Raw genomic sequence first — 22,159 nt, 5'->3', positions numbered from 1 at the left:
GTTACGCGATGGTAGGGGTGAGAGGGAAGGGTTCAGGTGAGCAGAAAGTCAGCCTGGCCGGATTTGGCGCCCTGGATGAAAGCGGCGATCTCCCCGTGGGTGTAGATGAGCGCTGGTCCTTCAGGGTCTGCGGACTGTCGCACGGCGACTCTGCCGTCGGCCAGCTTCATGGCCTCCACGCAGTTGCCCCCGTTCCCGCCGCTCCAGGGCTTGTGCCAACCCTCGGCACCGAGCTCAGCGGCGGGCATGCCGTTGTATATGCGATCCATTCACAGCTCCTTGCGGAGATTCCGGAGAATCTCCTTCGTGCGTTGTGCAGTCGCGGCCTGCGCCGCCATGCGGTCCATGACCTCCAGGTGGGACGCCACCTCGGGACGCGCGTCGAGATAGACGGCGCCGGTCAGGTACTCGCTGTAGACCATGTCCGGGAGTTCGGGCATGGCGAAGCGGAAGAGGACGAACGGTCCGTAGGTGCCCGGATGGTGGCCGGACGCGAACTCCGCGATCTGCAGGGTGACGTTCGGCAGCTCCGACGCCTCGAGCAGCCGGTCGAGCTGGTCGCGCATCACTTCGGGCCCGTCACCGACCGGTCGGCGGAACACCGTCTCGTCCATGATCACCCAGAACTTCGGGGCGTCGTCCCTGGTCAGCAGGGACTGGCGCTCCATCCGGAGGGCTACATGGCGCTCGGCGTCCTCGTCCTTGCCGGCATCGCTGCCGCCACCGACCGCCCCGCTGCGCAGAATGGCGCGGGCGTACTCCTCGGTCTGGAGCAGACCGGGGACGAACTGGGGCTCGTAGGCCCGGATGAGACTGGCCGCCCCCTCCAGGCTGACGTACATGGAGAACCAGCCGGGCAGCACGTCGTGGAACCGCTGCCACCAGCCGGGGAGGTTGGCCTCCTCCGCGAGGGCGACGAAACCCTCCGCCTCGGAGTCCGTGATCCCGTACTCCTTCAACAGGAGCTGCACGTACGGAATCTTCAGCGCGACCTCGGCGGTCTCCATCCGCCGGACGGTGGCCGGGGCCACTCGGAGGATCTTCGCGGCCTCTTCCCGCTTCATGCCGGCCCGCTCGCGCAGGTCCTGCAGTCGCTTTCCGAGGACGACCTGTCCCACCGTGGGGGCGGACCGCGGCTCGCTCACTCTCAGACCTCCCCGACGCACTGTTTCGACGAGTGTGCCACGAAGCAGGGCCAGAGAGAACACAGCACTCTGCAATTTTCAGAGTGCCACTTGCCAAGTGTCCGACTCAGGAGGACAGTGTTCCGGTGAACCAGTACACGCTGCCGCCGTGCGCCACCGCGCCACGGCGACAGCGCCGTACGGCAGTCCTGCCCACTGTTGTGAGGAACCGGTCGTGGCTTCTGGTAACGCGCAGCCCTCAGGTCTCATGAGCCCTCGAGCCCCTCGGGTCATGGCCCAGCGCCCACAGCAGCACACCGATCCCGTCCGCCGTTTCGCCTTCGAGCTCCCGGCCCTCACGGCCTCGGTCGCCCGCGCCCGCCGGCTCGCGGAGGAACGGCTCATCCTCTGGGGCTGCGGCCCCGAGATACGCGACACCGTCGCCCTCGTCGTCTCCGAACTCGTCACCAACGCCGTCGTGCACACCGCCAGCGACCGCGTCGTCTGCGAGATCCGCGAGGGCGAGGAGACGCTGCGGATAGCCGTACGGGACGAGGGCGGCCCCGCCGGGCCGCGGATACGCGACTGCGGCGAGGAGGAACGCGGCCGCGGACTCCTCATCGTCGACGCGCTCTGCACCGCCTGGGGCGCCGACCGCACCGGCCACGGCACCGCGCAGGTCGTCTGGGCGGAACTCGCCCACGGCATGGGGGAACCGTGCTGAGGTCCCTCCGCATCGTCCCGCGCACCCGCAAAGCCTCCGAGGCCACCTCCGTACCTCCCCAGCGCCGGTCACGCGAGCCCCTCCGCGACACGTCCCGGATCCACGAACTCGGAGCCACCCGCCTCGCCGTCCCCGTCGGACTGCACACCGGCCTCGGCTGCGACGCCGTCGGCGTCCCCGCCCGCTTCGGCTTCAAGATCCTCTCCCGGCTCCCCGCCAAGGGCTGCGTCTACGCCGACTCCGACTGGTGGTGGTGGCTCGTCCCCGCCGGCTCCGACCACGACCTCACGTGGCCCCTGCCCGCCTGCTACGCCCCCGGCGCCGAGATCCCGGACCGCCGCCCGCGCCTCATCCACCACCCCGACGGCACCTCCCCCTACACCCCGCCGATCCCCCTCTACCTCCTCGTCTGCCAGCTCACGGGCACCGCCCCGTCCTGGCCGGCGCCCTCCGTACGCAGCGCACTCTGACCCGCACGGTCCGCCACCGCCCGGGGAGTCCCCCGGGTTCCACCCCGTCGGCAGGGCACGCCCTAGGCTCGGAGGCATGTTCACCCCGCAGGGTCCCAGCCTCCGCGAGCTGACCGCCCAGGCCCTCTCCTCGGTCGAGCACGGCTACGACCTGCTCGCGAGCAAGTTCGACGCGACCCCCTTCCGCACCTCCGACCGCCTCCTGACCGCGGTCACCCGCACCCTGGAGACCCTCGGCCCGTTCGATTCCGGCCTCGACGTCTGCTGCGGCACCGGCGCGGGCCTCGGCGTCCTCCGCTCGGTCTGCGCGGGCCGGATCACAGGCGTCGACTTCAGTACGGGCATGCTCACCCGGGCCCGGGACGCCCACCCGACCGCCGATCTGGTCCGCGCGGACGCCCTGGCCCTCCCCTTCGCCCCGGTCTTCGACCTGGCGGTCAGCTTCGGCGCCTTCGGCCACTTCCTGCCTGCCGCCCAGCGCACCCTCTTCGGCCAGGTCCACGCGGCCCTGCGCACCGGCGGCACCTTCGCCTTCCCGCTCCCCGCCCCACCACCGGTGGGCTCCCGCCTCTACTGGACCCTGTGGGGCTTCGACGCGGCGATGCGCGTCCGGAACGCCGTCTGGCGCCCGCCGTTCGTCATGTACTACCGGACCTTCCGCCTCCAGGACGTCCGCGCCCGCCTGGAGGCGTCCGGCTTCGAGGTCTCCCTCACCCCGGTCGAAACCCTGGGCCGCCGGGAGGACGGCAGCCCGCACTGCAGGCTGGTGGTGGCGCGGAAGGGGTAGGGCTATTCCACGAGGACCCAGTCCGTGTCCACCCGAACGAGCTTGACGGCCCTTCCCTTCTCTCCAAGCCAGGGGTGTGGCAGACGGAACCTCAACAGGTCCTCCATCGACACGACGACCGCATCCAGCTGCTCTGCGACATTCAGCATCGCTGTCGGCGCCACCGTAGGAACCGTGACGATCCGGCCTTCCGCCACCTCGTGCTCCAGGATGTGGCGATCATCGTGCTCGACCGCGTCCACAACGGCGGTGCTCAGCACAGTGATCACGCTGTGGCCGGGAAATCGCCGTTTGACCGCAGTAAGCGCCGAACGGAGCAGACGCAGGCTTGGCGGGCGTCGCGAAGACGCGGCTCGGCCTGCGTTCACGATGCCCTGCCCGTCGACCACGACGCGCCGAGCATCGCCATGCGGGACCTCCTCGGCGGCTGCCTCAAGCGTGTGCGACTCCCCGGCAGGAGCTTCCTGCCCTTGCCGGGCCGTGGGCGCAGGTTCGTCGAGCCTCCGGAGCAAGCGCTGCAGTTCCCGATCGAGCCCTTGGGCGATAGGCGTGCCATCGGGCCCAAAGCAATCGAGTTCCTCGTCCAGGATGACGGTTCCGCTGTACCTCAGCTTCGCGTGAATCTTGAGAATGCCACTCCGGTCGTAGTGGTAGTCCACGTCGAACACGTTGCTGGCCGGCTCGGCCTGGGGTCTGGGGACCGGAAACTCGAGGCGTGCCAGGGGAAACGTCCGTTCGTCGTCGGCCGCTCTCTGTCCGTCGCCCTCCACGATCTCCAGTACGACCTTCGATGCCCCTTGCCGTGCAGGCATCGCGCTACGCGAACCGCGCGCCGGCAATGTCGAGTAGCGAGGAATCAGAGTGGCGAACCCGCGCTGGGTTCCTGCCGCGAACGAGAGCCCGAGATCGTGGCTGGTAGCCACCGAAATGGTGGTGTCGGGTACCAGGCCGTCGATCTCGGCGGCAGTGATGGCCGCTCCTCTGGCCACGGCCGTCATCGGGTTACACAGACGCGCGTCCACTACCGGACGCCCCAGGACACGCTCCACCTCCCTGCGTACGAGCGGGATCTGTGACGTGCCACCGATCATGAGTACGGCATCGAGTGCCTCCGGCCCAATGGCCACGTCCTGCAGACATTCCTCAAGAGGCACCAGTGCCTGACGGACGAGACCGCTTACCGCGTGCTCGAACTCATCGCGGTGGATGACGACGGGCTGGTGTCCGCCCATGGGCTCGAACAGCACCTGGTCCGTATCCGGATGCGACAAGGCGATCTTCGTCAGCTCCACATGCCGTCGCCAGCGCCTGGCCTCGGCTCGGCTTAGTCGATCGGGTCGTGTCCCCAGTTTGGCCAGAACCAGCTTGACGAGCTCCTCATCGAACTCGAGCCCGCCCAGAGCGGTGATACCGCGCGAGGCGACCTCGTCGAAGATGCCGTCATAGTGCTCCAGGACTGTGACATCGATGGTGCCGCCGCCCCAGTCGAAGACGAGGAAGCAGCCTTCACCCGGGTAGTCGTGTGCGTAGCTGATCGCGGCCGCGGTCGGCTCGTTGATGAGTGCCTTGACCTTGATGCCGGCGAGACGAGCGGCGGCACGGGTCCGGTAGCGGGCAGCTCCGGTGGCGTTCGCCGGAACGGTGACGACCGCCTCGTCCATGTCGCGCAGGTTCCGGCGTACCCCTGCACGCATCTGGTCAAACAGGGCCGCGGCCATCGTCGTGCTCCGGAACGGCTCGTCACCGAGCCATACCTCGTACTCCTCGGGCACCGTGGTGGAAGTTGCAGAACCGTCGCTGCTGACGGAGCGGGGCCGCGAGGCGAGCATGCGCTTCACAGCGTCCTTCGGATCCGCCGTCTCGCATTTGGCCGACCAGCCGAAGCAGAGGGTGCGCTGCATGTCACGCAGCGAGACGACAGAGGGAAAGAGTTCGTCGAACCCGGGCCGGTTCCACTCGGCCGGAAGCCCCGCGCTGTCCACGCGGATGACTTCAGTCCCATGGCCCGTCCACCGCGCCACGACGGAGTTGCTCGTACCGAAGTCGATTCCGTACGTCACTGTCGGTTCCCGCCCCTCTTCCCCTCACTCGTGGACTGGCGACGCATCTCGCCTCGTTGGACAACGCGTCCGCTTCGGGCGTCCACGTAGGCAGGCGCGAGCACCTCGAACTCGTCTCCGACGACGTCGTCCTCCGATGAGGCGATGTTGAAGATCTCAGGGTCCGGAGTGGTGATGCGTGTGAGGCCCGAGCGGCGCATCTCCGCGTCGATGCGCAGCTGCACCGCTGAGAGATCCCGAGCGGTCTGAGCTGTGCGATCGATCAGGGCGAGCTGGGCGAGGTGTTCCTCGTGGACACGCGTCGCGTTCAGCACCGCTGTACGCAGAGCATCGTCCACGGCCGCCTGGACGGCCTGCTGAACGAGCGTGCCCATCTTGCCCGCGGTGGACTGTGCACCTGCGATGGCCGCGTCGAGCTCCTCGGTCAGCTTGCTGCTGACGATGTTCGCCGCCTTCGTCCCGGCTTTGAGTGCCGCTTGACTGACCCTGTCGGCAATCTTCTCGCTGATCAGCCGGAACATGACGTCGGGATCCGAGCGAAGGTCCGCAAGCGGACCGGGATCCGCGACATCGGGGACACCGGCGCCCTGCTTCTGCCCTTCCGCCGCCAAGGTCGTCTTGGCGTTCTGCCCCGTAGCGCTCTTGGGAGTCGCCGCCGGTCGCCTACTGGCCGTCGGCCCGTAGCCCCTGCCGATCCCGAAGCCGGGAGCCTTCTTGGCGGGGCGAGACGGCTCTCGCGCGCTCTTCTTCTTCGGGTCCATCAGTGGCCGTTCCTCATTCTCGTGGCACAGCGGTCGATCAGCTCTCTCGCCGCTTCTGCGGCGGTCCACGACCGCTCCTCTTGGGTACTTGGGGGCGTGCGGCGCTCGAGTGGGCGGGCGCGAGGCCGAAGGAGATCCCCTCGGTCCTCCGGCACCTGCGCGAACCGGTCGTCCAACGGCAGCCGATAGAATTCCTCCGGCCTTTCACCCGACCGCAACGCCGTTTCCCGGCGCTGGATCCGGTCCTTGGCTCCGTTGATGTACTCCAGCTGGGCCGCTGGCACCTGTCTGCGCAGATCACGCCAGCCCTGCTTCCATTCGCGTGATCCATGCTCGACACAGAGCGCCAGATACGGATTGAGGACGTCACGCGGCCTCGCCACACGCCTGAGCGTCTGAAGCAGCGTGCTGAGTGCCGCCATCCGCCGCCGCAGTTCGCCGCTCACTCCTCCCGGTGGCGTCTTACCGCGTCTCAGGACGTCCTCGACGAGGCCGACCGCCTGGTCAAGCCGATCGCGTTCTCCGGGGCGCGCCGAAAGGAAGTGCAGATAGGCCTGTACTGCCCGCGCCTCGCGGTCCGCTCTGGCCGCGGATCCGTGGTGCTCGTCGGACCGGAGGGCGGCGGCCTGGTGTGCCACGATCCGGATTGCCTCCGCCGCTCCGTCCGGCTCGCACGCCAGGGCCCCATGGGCGTCGTCGAGCAGCCGATACATACGGCGTGCTCCGGCCCAGGCGTGAAAGGCCGTCCGGCCGGCGATCAGACGCCGCTGCGGCAGGAAGTCCTCCATCAGCCCGAAAAGTGACCGATCACGTCCCAGCCACGGCTCCACGGGTTCGCCACGCCGCATGGCGCGGAGGCCTCGGATCAGCCGTGCCAGATCACGGGGAAGCGTCGCTTCGGCGTGGAGGTGCAGATCGTCGAGTACGGAGAGCTCGCCTCCCAGGAGAGCCGAGCGGACGCTCCATTCGTCATGTCCCGAGGGGCCTGATTCCACTCTGCCGCCGATCGACAGCGTGCGGCGATGCACCTCGTCCTGCCACCCCAATGTGACGATTTCGTCATCGCTGAGCTTGTCCGGCTCTATGCGGGCCACTACGTGACAGACGCGGTCGGTGCGGGGAGTCCAGGCATGTGGGCTCTCCCGGCGCGTCAGTGCGCCGCGGTCGAGAAGGTCATCGAGGACGGGCAAGGGCAGGTACTCGACAAGCCGCTGCCAGGCAACCGCCGAGAGGATCGCCTTCCCCTGGGCTTCTGTCGCCTCAAGGTGCAGTTGCCAGGGGCCGACACGGTCCGGATCCGTCTCGGGAGCGGGTAGCCGGCTGCTCCGGATCGCCTCGGCCCGGATGAGCTCTTCGTTCGTCAGAAACGCCATTCCTCCCACGGTCAAATCGGCCAAGTGACCCATTGCCGAGAGCGCTTCCAAGGAATCCAGCAGGCTCAGTACCTGGGTGCGAAGCTCGACCCCTGGATCCGCGGAGCAGTTGACGTTGGCAATCGTCGCGTCGAAGACCCCCGGATCGGCACCCGCTTCGGACACGATCCGCTCCAGCACGGCCTCGACGCGTGCGCTGAGCCGCAATGGTTGAGTTGTGACACGTGGGGCAGCTGACGCCCCCGCACTCGGGGCACCGCCCGCCACAGGCGGACCACCGTAGAGGGTTGCCGCCCGCTCCGGCGGGTTCTGTCGACGGCGTGCACGCAGTCCGGGTATGGCCCCGGATTCGCGAGCCTGCCGGAAGGCCTCGCGACGTTCGAGTTCCGCTTGACGCAGGTCTTCCGTCTCCTCAGCGGCAGCCGATTCCGTCGTCACGTTCCCCCTGTCCAACCCCCATCGCCCTCATGGTCAGGGCGAGATGACCTGTGGGCGCCACCGATCGTAACTCTGCAGTCACACGCCCTCCGTATCAAGCGGTTCGGCGGGTAGTCAGCCCACCTTCTTCCACTCCTGGCAGCGCTGCGTCTGGAAGTACTCGCCTTTCTTCAGGGTCACGCGGCCGGGGCCCTGGAGGTTGTTGTTCGCGATGATCGCGTCGAACTCGCCGGTTGCGTCCTTCAGTCGGGCCCAGTAGCAGCCGAAGGCGTCGTCGGACCCGGCGCTCTTGTACGTGCCGGCCTGGATGTCCTCGCCGACGAGGTACTCGCCGTCGCCCGCGAAGCGGTCAGCGGGGCCGGCGTCCTCGGTGGGCGAGGGCGTGGGCTCCGGCTCTTCCGGCACTTCCGGCTCTTCTGTCGTCGGATCGGGTGCGACCGTCTCGGACACGATCGGGTCGGGGGTGGTGGTGTCCGCGACTGCCTCCTCCGTGGTGGGGGCAGTCGACCGTAGGGGCTTGGCGTCCTCGGAGGTCTCACCGCTGTCACCACCACCGATGGCGGCGCCGATGACGAGGGAGACGAGAGCGACGGCGCCGTGTGTGAGCCAGGGCTTGGCGCGCGAGGGCTTCTTGGCGGGCGGCTGCGGAAGTGGGGGCATGAGCCCCGGGCCGACGTGGGATCCGGAGGTCGGGTGGGAGTCAGGGGCCGGGCTGTTCATCTCAACTACTACTTGGGTGTGGGCGACGCGGGGGCGGGATCAGAAGGCCAGTCCGCGGATCTTGCGGCCCGTCTCCGTCGCCGGGTAGAGGATCGCGTCGGCGACCCGGCCGCCCGAGTCCTTCACGCCGCCACTGAAGTTGAGGCGGCCGGACGAGCCCGTTTTGGCGGCGACGCCGTCCCAGTACGCCGCTTCGCGCTCCCAGCGGATGCCGGCGAGAAGCCGGTCGAAGTCGTCGGCTCCGAGTGCGGTGGCGGGGTCGCTCCAGGGGGTCGTCTGGTGGGCGGCGATGCCGACACCCGCGAGGACGGCGGGCGCGGTGAGAGCACTGCGGTCCGCGAGGTGCGGGAAGTACGCGTCGAAGCCGCCCCAGCAACGGCACGACGACCTGCTCGACCTGCTCCGGGCTTACGTCGTGCGGGAGTTCGTCCTCATGGACCGTCTCGGCGGAGCGCGAAAGACCGGCGCGTCCGTAGACGGTGGTGACGACGAGGGCGCGCAGCGCGGAGAGCGTGACGACCTCCTTGTCGCTCTGGGCGACCTGCCGCTTGCTGGCGTTGACGAGCTGACTGAACGACACACGCTTGCCGTCGAGTTCGACCTTCACGGACTCGGCGACGCGATGAGCGAGCCGGGTCCCGAAGTCCCGCTGATCCATGGACATCGCGAGGTTCTTGGCGACGGCCACGCCCTGGACGTTGCGGTCGTAGAAGATCTGCCGCGCGTCGGCGGGGGCGAGGTCGACGTACAGCTCGAAGGGGATGCGCACCTGCGCGAGCTCGGCGTGCGTGAGCCCGTACGCCTCGGGGTCGTCGTACAGGTCGTGCCAGGCGGTGGTCTGGGTCTCGCCGTCGATCGCGATCACCATCGTGCCGGCGGCGACGGTGAGGGTCCGCAGGCCGGTACCGGCCACGAGTTCGTCGCCGATCGCCGCGAGCGGTCCGGCATGCCAGAGGGTGATCGGCGGCGTGGACCAGCCGGCGCCGAGATCGCCCTTGAGGCCGTCGGCGATGTACTCGGCGTACGGGCCGACGTTCTTGCCCTTCTGCGAGGACTTAAGGGTCCGCTGCACGGTCGAACGGAGTTCGGCGTGGCGGCGCACAAGGCCCGAGGAGGCCTTGAGCCTGCGCGCGTCCTCCTCGGTACGGGGCGAGGGCACGAGCTGCACGAGCGCCGGGACGGACATGGTTCCGATGACCGCGTCGGTGCGGAACGGCATCACGGTGAGCTGGGTTCCCTCGACGACGGCGGTCGGCATGGTGAGGCGCACGGGTGTCTCCCTCAGAGGTGGACGTGGGGTGGCAGGTGCAAGGCGCGGGCTGCCGCACGGCATGACGGTTCGGGCCACGAACACGGCCCGGCCTTTCCGGAGGCGACTCACTCACCTCCGGAAGCAGCATCAGACAACCATGCACATGAAAGCATCGTCAATCACCTTGATGAATTTGACGATCACTGTAGAGTGTTAACCGTTCGCTATTGAGAGGCTCAGGACTTCCGCCATGCCCCAGCCGTCTGCACAGGTGACCGCCGCCGAGATCTCCCGTATCGCGGGGGTCACGCGTGCCACCGTCAGTAACTGGCGCCGTCGGCACGACGACTTCCCGTCCCCCTCCGGCGGTACGGAGAGCAGCCCGCTGTACGACCTGGAGACGATCCGCACCTGGTTGGCCGCCCGCGGCCACACGTCGGCCGCCAACCCTGCGGAGGAGTTGCGCACGACGCTGCGCCTGCACGCGCAGCGCAGCGACGGCGCGGCGGACCTGCTCCCCCTGGTCCCGGCCGCCTCCCGACTCGCCCCGGACGCCCTGACGGCCCTCGGCGCCCTGCCTGACGCCGACCTCGCGACCTACGCCGGCGAGGCGGCGGCCGCGCTCGCCGACACCGTCCCGGGCGCGGGAGCCGTCCGCTTCACGGCCGCCGACGCCAATGTCCTACGAGCCCTGCTCCTGTGCGTACGGGACGAGGGGGGTGAGGCCGCACTCGGCGTCCTGGCGGAGCGGGAGCTGGAGGACAGCGCCGCCAGCGGCACCTACCAGACCCCCCGGCCACTGGCGGACCTCGCCGCCCGGCTGCTCCCGGGCACGGCGATCCGCGTACTCGACCCGGGCTGCGGCAGCGGCACCCTGCTCGCGGCAGCGGCCCGGCACGGGGCGCAGGACCTCTACGGCCAGGACACCCTTCCCGTGCAGGCCCGGCGGAGCGCAGCGACCCTGTTGCTGACCGCACCGGAGGCATCGGTCACGATCCGAACCGGCGACAGCCTCCGCGCGGACGCCTTCCCCGCTCTCATCGCCGACGCTGTGCTCTGCAACCCCCCGTACGGCGACCGCGACTGGGGGCACGACGAGCTGGCGTACGACCCGCGCTGGGCGTACGGCGTGCCTGCACGCGCCGAGTCCGAACTGGCCTGGGTCCAGCACACCCTCTCCCACCTCGTACCGGGCGGCCACGCCGTCCTCGTCCTCCCTCCCGCCACGGCCTCCCGCGCGTCCGGGCGCCGTATCCGGGCGGAGCTGGTCCGCAGCGGGGCACTGCGCGCGGTCGTCGCGCTCCCCGCCGGCGCGGCGCCGCCGCTGCACATCGGGCTGCAGATCTGGGTCATGCAGCGCCCCGAGCCGGGGGGCGCGGAGCGGAAGTCCGTCCTGTTCGTCGACACTGCGGAGGCGGCGGCCACATCGGCATCGGCGATGACGACGGACCCGACCGGTGGAGGGAACGGCGCCGGGCATTCTCGTACGCGCGGCACCCGGCCCCCGCTGGACTGGACGGAGCTCACGGCCCGCGTCCTGGCGAGCTGGGAGGCGTACCTCCGCGCGCCGGACGCTTTCGCGGACGAGCCCGGAGCCGCGCGAGCCGTCCCGGTCATCGCCCTCCTCGACGATGTCGTCGACCTCACCCCGGCCCGCCAGGTCCGCGCCTCCCGGGCCGACGTCGACCCGATGGAACTGGCCGGGCAGGCGGACGACACTCGCCGCGGCCTCGTCCAGGCAGCCGCATCACTCGGCCAGGCGGCCGACCGGACGGAGTGGCACGCCGCCGGCGCCTCGGTACGGGAGTGGCGCACGGCCACCGCCTCCGACCTGGCACGCGGCGGCGCGCTCACCCTGCTGCGTACGGCGCCGGATGCGAAGGACTCCCGGGGCGTGGTGGGGGCGGGCGCTACTGGCCCGGTCCTCACCGGGATGGACATCGCGCGCGGTACAGCCCCGTCCGGCGACCCGGCCGACCTGCGCACGGACGCGGCGCCGGTCGTCGCGGCGGGGGACGTCCTCGTACGAGCCGTGGCCAGCGGCGGCGGGCCGATGGCCCGTGTCGCGGCCCTCGACGACGCGGGCGCGCTCCTCGGCCACCAGGTCCACCTCTTCCGCCCGGACCCGGCGCGCCTGGACCCCTGGTTCCTCGCCGGGTTCCTGGAGACGGAGGAGAACATCGCCGGGGCCTCCACCGGCAGCACCATCCTGAACATCACCCCGGGACGGCTGCGCGTACCGCTGCTGCCCCTGGAGGAGCAGCGGCGGTACGGCGAAGCCTTCCGGCGCGTCCACGAGCTACGGGCGGAGGCGCTGCGCGCCGCACGCCTCGCGGAGGAGACGGCACGGCTGCTGACAGGCGGCCTGACGGGAGGCGCACTGCTCCCGCCCGCTCCTCCCGCTTCTGACTGATTCGGCCTGAACCACACCCAGGCCTTCACCCATCGACCACACTTGTCCGCACCCGCTCCGCTTGGGCGGGACGACGGTCCGAAAGGAATCCGGGGAACCCCTTGAACAGCAGCAAGCACACGGAACTGGCGAACCACGCCTGGTCCGTCGCCGACCTCCTGCGCGGCGACTACAAGCAGTCCGACTACGGCAAGGTAATCCTGCCGTTCACTGTGCTGCGCCGCCTGGAATGCGTCCTGGCGCCGACGCGGGACAAAGTCGTCGAGACCGTGGTCAAGTTCAAGGGCCAGGACATCGACACGGACCGCTTCCTGCGCAGGGCCTCAGGCCACGCCTTCTACAACACGAGCGAGCTGACGCTCCAGAAGATCGCGGGCGACCCGAAGAACGCGGCAGCGAACCTCCAGGTCTACGTGGGGGCCTTCTCCGCCAATGCGCGGGAGGTGCTGGAGAAGTACGACTTCCAGCAGCAGGTGAAGAAGCTGGACGAGGCGAACCTGCTCTACCAGGTCATCGGCGAGTTCACGGACCTGGACCTGCGCCCCGAGACCGTGCCCAACCACAACATGGGTTACATCTTCGAGGAGCTGATCCGCCGCTTCTCAGAGCAGTCGAACGAGACGGCCGGTGAGCACTTCACCCCGCGCGAGGTCATCAAGCTGATGGTCGAGCTCCTCGTCGCCCCTGATACAGATGCCCTGACCCTGCCGGGCGCCGTCCGCACGGTCCTGGACCCGGCCTGCGGCACGGGCGGCATGCTCAGCGCGATGGACGACCACATCGAGGAAGAGAACGAGCACGCCACGGTCGAGGTGTACGGCCAGGAGCTCAACCCCGAGTCCTGGGCGATCTGCCGCTCCGACCTGATGATCAAGGGCCAGGACCCGGACAACATCGCTTTCGGCAACTCCTTCTCCGATGACGGCCACGCGCGGCGCACGTTCGACTACATCCTTGCCAATCCGCCGTTCGGCGTGGACTGGAAGAAGGTCAAGGACGCGGTCGAGTACGAGCACAACACGCTCCGCGAAGCCGGCCGCTTCGGCGCGGGTCTCCCGCGCATCAACGACGGCTCGCTCCTCTTCCTCCAGCACATGCTCTCGAAGATGAAGCCGGTGGACGTCAACGGCGGGGGCGGCTCCCGTGTCGCCATCGTCTTCAACGGCTCCCCGCTCTTCACGGGCGCGGCCGAGTCCGGTGAGTCGAACATCCGCCGCTGGATCCTGGAGAACGACTGGCTGGAGGGCATCGTCGCCCTCCCCGACCAGCTCTTCTATAACACGGGCATCTCCACGTACTTCTGGATCCTGACGAACCGCAAGTCCCGGGACCACAAGGGCAAGGTCGTCCTCCTGGACGCGCGCGACTACTGGGTGAAGATGCGCAAGTCCCTCGGCGACAAGCGCAAGGAGTTGGGCGACGGCAAGAACGGCCGCCCGAACCACATCCGCGAGATCACGAACCTGTACGCGGAGGCCCTGGAGGTCGCGAAGGACCCCGAGCACGCACTGCACGGCAAGGTGAAGGTCTTCGCGAACGAGGACTTCGGCTACCAGCGCATCACGGTCGAACGCCCGCTGAAGCTGCGCTTCGAGCTGACGGAGGAGACGCTGGCGGCGCTGGAAGCATCGAAGGTGGTCCAGAAGCTCCCGAGCGCAGACAGCGTGCTGATGTTCGACGCCTTCGAGTCCATGCCGGTGAGGAGCTGGGCGACGAAGCAGGAAGCGTGGGTCGCCCTGAAGGACGCGGTCGTCCAGGCGGGCGGCACGTGGCCGACGGGCGCGCCGTTCAGCAAGGCGCTGCGGGACGCGATCGGGGTACGGGACCCCGAGGGCGAGGTGCAGAAGGTCAAGGACGCGCCGGAACCGGACGCGGAGCTGCGGGACTACGAGAACGTGCCGCTGGGCGAGGATGTCGAAGAGTACCTGAAGCGGGAGGTCCACCCGCACGTCCCGGACGCGTGGATCGACCATACGAAGACGAAGATCGGCTACGAGATCCCGTTCACGCGGCATTTCTACGTGTACGAGCCGCCGCGGCCGCTGGCAGAGATCGACGCAGAGTTGAAGTCGCTGGAGGCACAGATTCAGAAGCTCTTGAGTGAGGTGACGGAGTGACAACTAGCAGACTTCCGTACGGAGGATCACCGCCGCACTCGTGGGCGGTAGTTCCGCTCAAATACCTCACAACGCTTACGAACGGATACGTCTTCAACGCTGCCGATTGGATCGACGCCGGCACTCCGATCATCCGAATCGAGAACCTCAACGGTTCACGGAACTTCAACCACTCCGGTTCGATGTTGCCCAGTCGATACCGCGTGAAGTCCGGGGACCTACTCTTCTCTTGGTCCGGGAACCCGGGAACGTCGTTCGGCCCGTATCTCTGGAGCGAACCCGGCGACTACTACTTGAATCAGCACATCTTCAGGATGGATGTTTCTGGTTGCGACGCCAGGTGGCTCTACTGGTCCCTGAAGGCTGCAACACACTGGATCGAGCGGGAACTAACGAGCGGCATGATCGGAATGGTTCATGTCACCAAGGAGGAACTGACGGCCGTCCCCATCCCGGTTCCGCCTCTCGAACTGCAGCGCCGAATCGCCAACTTCCTCGACGCCGAGACTTCCCGTATTGACCACATGACGAGGCTGCGGAACGAGCAGTTGCAGCTGTGGAACATGCGACACCAGTCGATTCTCCACAGCCAATTTGTGGCCAGCTCCGCCACCGGCGGAGCCAGTCAGGATTCCACCTGGCTAGGGCGGCTTCCGCTCGGTTGGACTGCGCCCACAATCGGGCGCATCGCCCGCTTCACGATGGGAACCACTTTCCCCCACAATTATCAGGGCCGGAGCCAGGGGGAATACCCATTCATCAAGGTGAGCGACTTCCAGCGGGCCGATTGGGTAGGCAATCTGAGTACGGCCGAGAACTGGGTCTCGCGTGACGTGGCCCACACGCTCAGGGCTCGGATCGTACCGGCGGGATCAGTTCTTTATGCGCGCGTCGGAGCAGCTCTCCTCCTCAATCGCCGCCGCGTCACGACCCGGCCCTCGGTAATCGACGACAACGTGCGTGCGATCACCTTTGCCGGTGGTGTCCCGCACTACTGGCGCGCCCTTCTCTCCCTGCTGGACATGGGACAGCTCGTCAACCCCGGGCCGGTCCCTTCGATCGGCGAGAGTCAGGTGGCAGCCGTCCGTGTGCCAACTCCACCAGAGGTCACGCAGAGGGAGATCGCGGACCGTGTAGAGCAGCACCAACGACAGCTAGACCAGGTCACCTCGGCCATCCAGCGGCAGGTGAATCTACTCGCAGAACGCCGCCAGGCCCTGATTACCGCCGCCGTAACCGGCCAGTTCGACGTATCCACCGCCAGCGGACGCAACGTCACGGACGGAGTCACCGCCTAGCCATGAGTCCCATACACACCGAGTCCGTCTTCGGCGAGGCCATCGTCGCCGCCATGGTCGAGGGTGGCTGGCGCGAGGCGCTGCCTGAGAAGTACACCGCCGATCTCGGCCTGGACACCAACGAGCTGTTCAGCTTCATCCGTGCCACCCAGCCCGACGAGTGGCGCGAGCTCGTCACCCTCTACGGCAACAACAAAGGCGAGGCCGAGCACGGGTTCGCCCGGCGTCTCGATCAGGCCATCGCCACCGACGGTCTCCTCGACGTCCTCCGCAACGGCGTCAAGGACCGGGGCGTCCGGCTTCGTGTCGCCTATTTCAAGCCGAACCTCGTTGCCCACGAGTCCGTCCTGGACGGCTATCGCGCCAACCGCCTCACCGTCGTCCGTGAACTCGTCTACGCGACCAAGCAGGCCGACTGGGGCAACAAGCTCGATCTCACCCTCTTCCTCAACGGAATCCCCGTCGCCACGGCCGAGTTGAAGAACCCGCTCACCCGCTCAGAGACGGAGGACGCCAAGGAGCAGTACCGCACCGAGCGCGACCCCACCGAGCTGATCTTCACGCGGCGCGTCGTCGCGAACTTCGCCATCGACCCGGATCTGGTGTTCGTCGCGACCCAGCTCAAGGGGCCGAAGACCCGTTTCCTGCCCTTCAACATGGGCTCCGCCGGCCCCGGTCAGCCCGGCGGCGCTGGCAACCCGCCCCCCACCGCCTACGGCACGTACTCCACCTCCTACCTCTGGGAGCAGGTGTGGCAGCCGGACAACTGGCTCGACCTTCTCCAGCGGTTCGTGCACCTACACAAGGCGAAGACGCCCGGCGGCGGGTCGGCCAAGACCCTGATCTTCCCCCGCTTCCACCAGTGGGACGTGGTCCGGAAGCTCACCGCTCACGCCGCCACGCACGGCGCGGGGCACGACTACCTCGTCATGGCGTCGGCCGGCTCCGGCAAGTCGAACACCATCGGCTGGCTCGCTCACCGCCTGAGCGACCTTCACACCCCCACCGACCCCCGCGAGCTCGACTCCGAGGCCCTCGCGAAGGGGCTCAAGCCGGGCGTGCCGGTATTCGACAAGGTCATCGTCATCACCGACCGCCGGAACCTGGACGCACAGCTCCGGGAGACGATCGGCAATTTCGAGCAGACCGCCGGCCTGGTCGTGAAGATCGACGAGAAGTACGGCGCGAAGGGCGAGCAGCTGGCCCGTGCCCTCTCCCGTGACACCGGAAAGATCGTCACCGTCACCCTGCACTCGTTCCCGGCGCTGCTCGACTACCTCAAGCGCAACCCCACCGAGATCCAGGGCTCCACCTTCGCAATCGTCGTGGACGAGGCGCACTCCTCGCAGTCCGGCGACGCGGCGACCGCCGTACGGGCCGCGCTGCGTGACCTCGGTCTGGACTCCGACTCGGACGACGCGGGTGCGACCACCGTCACTCTCGACGAGAAGCTGAAGCAGAAGGCCGAGGAGCGGTCCAAGGCCGCGAACCTGTCCTACTTCGCCTTCACGGCCACCCCGAAGGCGAAGACGCTCGAACTCTTCGGCAGCCCGCAGACCGTCGACGGCAAGGCCGTGTATCGGCCCTTCCACACGTACTCCATGCGGCAGGCCATTGAGGAGGGGTTCATCCTCGACCCGCTGCGCACGTACGTCACGTACAACACCTACTGGAAGCTGGTGAACCAGAACCCGGACGAGAAGGAGGTCGACCCCTCCAAGGCCAACGGTCTGCTCGCCCGGTACGCCCTGACCCACGCTTCCACAGTTGCCCAGCACGCACAGGTCATCGTCGAGCACTTCGTCTCGCACACCCGCGGCCGCCTCGGCGGGCGCGCCAAGTCCATGGTCGTGACCGCCTCGCGGCAGTCCGCCGTCGACATGGCCCGCGCGATCAAGAGTTACCTCAAGGACCGGGACTACGACACCAAGTACCCCGACCTTGGCGTCCTCGTCGCCTTCTCCGGCTCGCTCACCGTCGGCGGTCATGAGACCACCGAGTCCAAGGAGAACGGCGGCCTGCCGGAGAGCGCGCTGCCGAAGGCGTTCGCGTACACCCGCGCCGACGACAAGAGCGTCCGCGCCGGCGGGGCAGGACAGAAGGAGTACAGGATCCTGGTCGTCGCGGAGAAGTACCAGACCGGCTTCGACCAGCCGCTCCTGACGACGATGTACGTCAACAAGACGCTCACCGGTATCTCTGCCGTGCAGACCCTCTCCCGGCTGAACCGGACCGCCGACCGGAAGTCGCAGGCCGACCTGGCGGTCCTGGACTTCGTCAACGACGCCGAGGACATCCAGGAGTCGTTCCGCCCGTACTTCGAGGAGGCGATGACCCTCCCCTCCGACCCCAATCTGCTCTACACCGCGCAGAGCCGGGTCATGCGGGCGCCGATCCTGGCCGCCCAGGAGATGGACGAGTTCGCCGCCGCGTACTTCGCCGCCAAGGAGAAGGCCGCCGGATCGCAGGCCAAGTGGGAGAAGCTGCACGCCGAGTTGTACCGGATGCTCTCCCCCGCTGTGGCCCGCTTCGAGGCCCTCCGCGACAGCAAGGACGATGACGACGTGGAGACGGCGGAGGACTTCCGCGCCGACCTCAACGACTACGTCCGCAAGTACGGTTTCCTCGCCCAGATCGTCCCTTACAAGGACCTCGAGCTGGAGCGGCTGCACCTCTACGGCCGCTACCTACTCACCCGACTGCGCGGCCGTACAGACGGCGGCGTGGACATAGGCGAAGTCGACCTCAGTCACCTGCGAGTCGACAAGACCGGCGAGTACGACGTCTCCCTCGCCGCCGACGGGCCGACGATGATGCCGGGCTTCGGCGACGGCTCCGGCGGCGCCCAGGAGGCGGAGAAGTCGCTGCTCTCCGAGCTGATCGAGAAGTTCAACGAGCGTTTCGGCACGGAGTTCACCGAGCAAGACGTCATCCAGCCCTTCGAGGAAGCCAAGGCCGACCCGAAGGTGCGGAAGGCGGCCGTCGCCAACAACGACATGGACAACTTCGGGCTCGTCTTCGACAACGTCTTCGCCGACAAGATGGCCGATCACATCGACACCATCGCCGGTCTCGGCCGCCAGTACTTCGGCCCCGACAAGGGCTTCAAGTCCAGCCTGGACCGCAGCGCCCGCAAGGCCGCGTGGCGGATGATCCGCCGCGAGGAGGGCGTCGACGAGTAGCCCGCCCGTACGAGACGGGGCCCGGTCGTACAACCACCGTTGTACGACCGGGCCCCGTGCCGTCTCGGCTCAGACGGAATGCCCGACGGCCAGCCCGACGAACCCGGCCCAGGCGTCGGACGTAACAGTCAGGACCGGTCCGCCGTACCGCTTCGAGTCCCGGATGTGGACGGTTCCCAGCGCTGCCGCGACCTCCACGCATTCACCGCCCCCGCCGCTGCTGTAGCTGCTCTTGAACCATGCCAGCTTCGGCACGGAGGCTACGGCGTCATCCTGCACGGTCATCTCTCTCCCAGCAGTTTCTCGATGAAGGCCAGCGACTCACTAGGGGTCAACGCCTGTGATCGCAGGATGCCATAGCGGGATTCCAGCTCACGGATCCTTCCCGCGTCGGTGTAGAGCCGGCTGTCGTCCTGTACCTCCGTGTACGCGATGCGCTGCCCTGTCGCCGCGTCGATCAGGTTGAACGGCCCTCCGAGGCCTGCATGGTCCTCGCGGTCGGTCGGCATGACCTGGATCTCCACGTTCCGGTGCTGCCCGATGAGGAGGATCTGCTCCAACTGCTCCCGCAGAACTTTCCGCCCACCGATCGGCTCGCGGAACACCACCTCCTCGATGGTGAACCGGACGTCGCGTGAAGATGTCCTGGCGAGCCAGTCGTGCCGCCAAGCGGTGCTCGATCACTTCGTCGCCCAAGAGCGGGCGTTGCATCTGGAACACCGCACGCGCGTAGTCCTCGGTCTGCAACAGGCCAGGCACGGCAAGTGCCCCGTACACGCAGAGGCCCAGGGCCTTGGCCTCCAACCTCGCCGCGTCCCGGAAGAACGCCGGATACTGCGCCCGCCCCAGCTCCTCCTTCAGCGCCGTCAGCAGCCCGTCCGCTCCCAGTACCTCATCCGCCTTGTCGATGAACCGCGGCGGAGGAATCCGCCGTCCCTGCTCGAACGAGGCCACCGAATCGGCCGCGTACCCGACCAGCTTCCCGAACTCCGCCCTGTCGAGCCGCGCCCGGATCCGCAGCAGTTTCAGCTGCCGTCCGAACGCCGCCACGATCCCCTTGCCCGGCTCGTCCTCCGGCCTCGGCCCCGCGTCCTCGTCCCGGCCGGACTCCCGCATCGGCCCACCACCTTCCACACCTTGCGTACCTACCCGGCGCCGCCACGTACAGCCACCACACGACGGCGCGTCACCACTGGTCACGCTACGCCACCCAAGGCCACCGCGGGGCCATGAGGAACACGAACTTCACCCCCATCCACACCACCCAACTCACCTCCCTCACCCCTCACTTCACGATGTGTTGCAGCTCCACGCCCCGAGGCGCCGCCTGGGGCATTCCGTACGCCTCGGACGCGCACGACGCCGTCACGCTGATCGTGGGCGAACTGGCCGCGAACGCCGTGCAGCACGGTCGTGTACCCGGCCGGGACTTCCGCCTCCTCCTAACGGCCGGCGACGGCTCCGTACGCGCCGAGGTCACCGACACCCGTGCCGAGCGCGTTCCCAGGCGCGCCTCACACCCGGAAGTCGACGGCGGTCGGGGGCTCGTCCTCGTCGCCGCGCTCGCCACCGCATGGGGCTGGCGTCCCCGCACCGAGGGGCCCGGCAAGACGGTGTAGGCGGCATATGCCATCGACACACCGCCGATTTCCGGCCAGGCCTGACCCACTGCCCCCACATCTCGGCTGGACGGAGGATCGCCCCAACGGCCAGACTTGTCCCTTGACACGTCGATGGGGCCATCGAAAACGGGGGCAAGGTGCCAGAGGGGAACGCGCCGGCGCAGGTCGTCGCCGGGCGCTACGAACTCCTGGAGGAGCTCAGCCACGGCGGCATGGGCGATGTGTGGCGCGCGTACGACACCGTGCTCGACCGTCCCGTGGCCGTGAAACGCATCCGGCAGCAGTCCATCACCTCGCCCTCCCTGGCCGAGGAGTTCGCGAAACGCTTCCAACGCGAGGCGCGGATCACCGCGCGGATCCAGCACCCGGGCGTGCCCCAGGTGTACGACGCCGTGCTCGAAGACGCGCACGAGCGGCTGTTCCTCGTCATGGAGCTGGTCGACGGGGTGCCGCTCTCCGCGTACATCGACCCGAAGCGCCCGCTCCCCGTCAGCTGGGCGGCCGCCGTCGCCGCGCAGGTCGCCACCGTGCTGTCCCACGCGCACGATGTGCCGGTCATCCACCGGGATCTGAAACCGGGCAACATCCTGGTGGCGCGGGACGGCACGGTGAAGGTGCTGGACTTCGGCATCGCGGCGATCCTGCGAACCGACGTCACCAAGCTCACGGCGACCGGCAGCCCCATCGGCACGTACCAGTACATGTCTCCCGAGCAGGTCCGCGGCGGCCGGATCACGCCGCAGACCGATCTGTACGCCCTCGGGTGCGTCCTGCACGAGTTGCTCGGCGGGCGTCTCGTCTTCGAGGCGGAGAGCGAGTACGTGCTGATGTATCAGCACGTCAACGCCGCTCCCACCCCGCTGCGCGAGCTCCGCGCGGACGTTCCGTCGGACCTGGAGAGCCTGGTCCTGGACCTGCTCCTGAAGGCCCCCGAGGCACGGCCGGCCGACACGCAGGAGGTGTACGCGCGGCTGCTCCCGTTCCTTCCGGCGCCCGGTCACGAGCCTGAGGCCGGTGAAGCGGGACCTGTCGGCGTGCCCGACCCGACCGCGTTGTTCCGTCGCCCGTACGCGCCCCGCTCTCGCGCCCAGGCCGCCGCTCCGAACGCCCCGGGCGGCCCGGACGGGGTCGCACCGCCCGCCCCGCTCGCACCCGCCCTCGCTGACGTACGCGCGAACATCGATGAGGCATACAAGCACTTCAACGCCCTTCTGGAGGAGGAGCGCTTCTCCCAGGCGGTCGAGGTGCTCGGCGAGGCGATCGAGCCCGCCGCGCGGGCGCTCGGCCCGGAGAACAAGAAGGTCCTGGGCCTGCGCAGGAACCGGGCCGCCATTCGGCTCCTCGGCGGCGACTACCGTGCCGCGCTCCCCGAGTTCGAGGCGCTGGCCGACGTGTACGCACGCGTCTCCGGCCCCAGCAGCAAACCCACCAGGGAATGCCGGGCACAGGCGGCACGCTGTCGTGCCGAGCTCGGCCAGGTGACGGACGCCCTCGCCGAGCTCCAGGGAGTTCTGACGGTCGTACGCGGCGTCGACGGCGACGTCAGCGAGGAGGCCGTCGAGCTGCGCCACGACATCGGCATGCTGCTCCTCGCCCAGGGGCGGGCGGCGGAGGCACGCCAGGTCCTGGAGCCCCTCCACGAGGACCTGTGCATGGTGCTCGGCCCCGACGACGAGATGACCGTCGAGATGGCCGAGGCGCTGGCCCTGATACGGCTCGACCTCGACGGGCCGGCTTCCTGACTCGAACACGTACGACACGCAAGGGGTTCCGTCGACCGGGCCGACCGGTGGCGGAATCCGAGGGAGGGAACGCATC

General features: G+C 68.5%; 17 protein-coding genes and 1 pseudogene. 9 read left to right on the top strand and 9 right to left on the bottom strand.

The genetic code is table 11. The annotated features are described in order from the left end of the window. Positions 1 to 32: 32 nt before the first annotated feature. Positions 33 to 269: a DUF397 domain-containing protein gene (locus ACN9MM_RS31965; RefSeq protein ID WP_015037566.1), complete on the bottom strand. Its 237-nt coding sequence runs from the start codon at positions 267 to 269 to the stop codon at positions 33 to 35. Further along, the gene (locus tag ACN9MM_RS31960; RefSeq protein WP_351186256.1) at positions 270 to 1,145 is read right to left on the bottom strand and encodes a helix-turn-helix domain-containing protein; all 876 of its coding nucleotides are present in this window, start codon (positions 1,143 to 1,145) and stop codon (positions 270 to 272) included. Between the two features lie 271 nt (positions 1,146 to 1,416). Here ACN9MM_RS31960 and ACN9MM_RS31955 point away from each other — a divergent pair, with 271 nt between their 5' ends. The 3 genes from ACN9MM_RS31955 to ACN9MM_RS31945 all read left to right on the top strand — a co-directional run bounded on the left by ACN9MM_RS31955 (position 1,417) and on the right by ACN9MM_RS31945 (position 3,105). Continuing rightward, on the top strand, positions 1,417 to 1,848 hold the full coding sequence (locus ACN9MM_RS31955) for an ATP-binding protein (protein ID WP_426367193.1): 432 nt from the start codon (positions 1,417 to 1,419) through the stop codon (positions 1,846 to 1,848). 98 nt (positions 1,849 to 1,946) lie between these two features. After that, positions 1,947 to 2,318, top strand: a complete 372-nt coding sequence (locus ACN9MM_RS31950; RefSeq protein ID WP_426368877.1) for a hypothetical protein — start codon at positions 1,947 to 1,949, stop codon at positions 2,316 to 2,318. A 76-nt stretch (positions 2,319 to 2,394) separates the two neighbouring features. Further along, positions 2,395 to 3,105, top strand: coding sequence for a class I SAM-dependent methyltransferase (locus ACN9MM_RS31945; protein WP_426367191.1), 711 nt, complete (start codon positions 2,395 to 2,397; stop codon positions 3,103 to 3,105). A gap of 2 nt (positions 3,106 to 3,107) precedes the next feature. Here the strand turns inward: ACN9MM_RS31945 and ACN9MM_RS31940 are convergent, their stop codons facing one another. The 5 genes from ACN9MM_RS31940 to ACN9MM_RS31920 form a co-directional block, all read right to left on the bottom strand. Further along, on the bottom strand, positions 3,108 to 5,165 hold the full coding sequence (locus ACN9MM_RS31940; protein WP_426367190.1) for an Hsp70 family protein: 2,058 nt from the start codon (positions 5,163 to 5,165) through the stop codon (positions 3,108 to 3,110). After that, the gene (locus ACN9MM_RS31935) at positions 5,162 to 5,926 is read right to left on the bottom strand and encodes a hypothetical protein (protein ID WP_426367189.1); all 765 of its coding nucleotides are present in this window, start codon (positions 5,924 to 5,926) and stop codon (positions 5,162 to 5,164) included. The genes ACN9MM_RS31940 and ACN9MM_RS31935 overlap by 4 nt, the downstream gene beginning before the upstream one ends. Next, positions 5,926 to 7,506 (bottom strand): hypothetical protein, encoded by a 1,581-nt coding sequence (locus ACN9MM_RS31930; RefSeq protein WP_426367188.1) that lies wholly within the window; start codon positions 7,504 to 7,506, stop codon positions 5,926 to 5,928. The genes ACN9MM_RS31935 and ACN9MM_RS31930 overlap by 1 nt, the downstream gene beginning before the upstream one ends. 345 nt (positions 7,507 to 7,851) lie before the next feature. Then, on the bottom strand, positions 7,852 to 8,397 hold the full coding sequence (locus ACN9MM_RS31925; protein WP_426367186.1) for a hypothetical protein: 546 nt from the start codon (positions 8,395 to 8,397) through the stop codon (positions 7,852 to 7,854). A gap of 61 nt (positions 8,398 to 8,458) precedes the next feature. After that, positions 8,459 to 9,727: a DNA sulfur modification protein DndB gene (locus ACN9MM_RS31920; RefSeq protein ID WP_426367184.1), complete on the bottom strand. Its 1,269-nt coding sequence runs from the start codon at positions 9,725 to 9,727 to the stop codon at positions 8,459 to 8,461. 232 nt (positions 9,728 to 9,959) lie between these two features. Here ACN9MM_RS31920 and ACN9MM_RS31915 point away from each other — a divergent pair, with 232 nt between their 5' ends. The 4 genes from ACN9MM_RS31915 to ACN9MM_RS31900 all read left to right on the top strand — a co-directional run bounded on the left by ACN9MM_RS31915 (position 9,960) and on the right by ACN9MM_RS31900 (position 18,719). Beyond that, a complete protein-coding gene (locus ACN9MM_RS31915) occupies positions 9,960 to 12,122 on the top strand; it encodes an N-6 DNA methylase (RefSeq protein ID WP_426367183.1) in 2,163 nt (720 codons plus the stop codon). A gap of 101 nt (positions 12,123 to 12,223) precedes the next feature. Further along, a complete protein-coding gene (locus tag ACN9MM_RS31910) occupies positions 12,224 to 14,239 on the top strand; it encodes a type I restriction-modification system subunit M (protein ID WP_426367181.1) in 2,016 nt (671 codons plus the stop codon). Then, the gene (locus tag ACN9MM_RS31905) at positions 14,236 to 15,537 is read left to right on the top strand and encodes a restriction endonuclease subunit S (RefSeq protein WP_426367180.1); all 1,302 of its coding nucleotides are present in this window, start codon (positions 14,236 to 14,238) and stop codon (positions 15,535 to 15,537) included. Before ACN9MM_RS31910 ends, ACN9MM_RS31905 begins: the two co-directional genes overlap by 4 nt. Positions 15,538 to 15,539: 2 nt before the next feature. Next, a complete protein-coding gene (locus ACN9MM_RS31900) occupies positions 15,540 to 18,719 on the top strand; it encodes a type I restriction endonuclease subunit R (protein WP_426367179.1) in 3,180 nt (1,059 codons plus the stop codon). Positions 18,720 to 18,788: 69 nt separating this feature from the next. On the opposite strand, the gene ACN9MM_RS31895 is transcribed toward ACN9MM_RS31900, so the two are convergent. Both ACN9MM_RS31895 and ACN9MM_RS31890 read right to left on the bottom strand, forming a co-directional pair. After that, the gene (locus ACN9MM_RS31895) at positions 18,789 to 19,004 is read right to left on the bottom strand and encodes a DUF397 domain-containing protein (RefSeq protein ID WP_426367178.1); all 216 of its coding nucleotides are present in this window, start codon (positions 19,002 to 19,004) and stop codon (positions 18,789 to 18,791) included. Beyond that, a pseudogene (locus ACN9MM_RS31890) lies at positions 19,001 to 19,835 on the bottom strand (helix-turn-helix domain-containing protein). The gene ACN9MM_RS31895 and the pseudogene ACN9MM_RS31890 overlap by 4 nt, the downstream one beginning before the upstream one ends. Before the next feature lie 113 nt (positions 19,836 to 19,948). Between ACN9MM_RS31890 and ACN9MM_RS31885 the strand changes: the two are divergent. Both ACN9MM_RS31885 and ACN9MM_RS31880 read left to right on the top strand, forming a co-directional pair. Then, positions 19,949 to 20,338 (top strand): ATP-binding protein, encoded by a 390-nt coding sequence (locus ACN9MM_RS31885; RefSeq protein ID WP_426367177.1) that lies wholly within the window; start codon positions 19,949 to 19,951, stop codon positions 20,336 to 20,338. Positions 20,339 to 20,553: 215 nt separating this feature from the next. After that, positions 20,554 to 22,083: a protein kinase domain-containing protein gene (locus tag ACN9MM_RS31880; RefSeq protein ID WP_426368876.1), complete on the top strand. Its 1,530-nt coding sequence runs from the start codon at positions 20,554 to 20,556 to the stop codon at positions 22,081 to 22,083. Positions 22,084 to 22,159: the final 76 nt, after the last annotated feature.

It is taken from the genome of Streptomyces sp. E-08 (assembly GCF_049913095.1).
Lineage (GTDB): Bacteria > Actinomycetota > Actinomycetes > Streptomycetales > Streptomycetaceae > Streptomyces.
This window is presented reverse-complemented; position numbering and strand designations above follow the sequence as displayed.